Raw genomic sequence first — 379 nt, 5'->3', positions numbered from 1 at the left:
GGAGAACATCTTGTCTCATGGCCCGTTATAAAATCGGTCTATGAGACAAGATGTTCTCCTCCCATTCCTAATGGGAATTTCCCTGCGGCTAATACTTTATCAACGAAATTTTCAATTTCATCAAGGCTCTTTTGCGCATTCCCAAAAGGAAGGGGGATATCACCCGCATCAAAGTATTTCACTTCCTCTAATCCCCGATCTAAGTAAGCACTGTATTCTTCTAGCCCGATTGAAACTTCACGAATTCTCGTGGGACCAAAACGAGAACCTGGTCGATAGCTTACGGTCCAATCCATCGGCATTCCGTACAGACCCGCTTGGCTTTCTTCAAAATTCGGGTGACTTTTAATAAAAACATTGCCTGAATAAGCTTCATCAA

At 43.0% G+C, this 379-nt stretch carries 1 pseudogene; it reads right to left on the bottom strand.

The annotated features are described in order from the left end of the window. Positions 1 to 41: 41 nt before the first annotated feature. Positions 42 to 379, bottom strand: a pseudogene (locus tag PZE06_RS26830) (arginase family protein); the annotation flags it as partial.

The sequence above is a fragment of the Robertmurraya sp. DFI.2.37 genome (assembly GCF_029211245.1).
Classification (GTDB): Bacteria; Bacillota; Bacilli; order Bacillales; family Cytobacillaceae; genus Robertmurraya; species Robertmurraya methanolica_A.
Note: the sequence above shows the minus strand (reverse complement) of the source record. Positions and strands in the feature narration are given on the sequence as shown.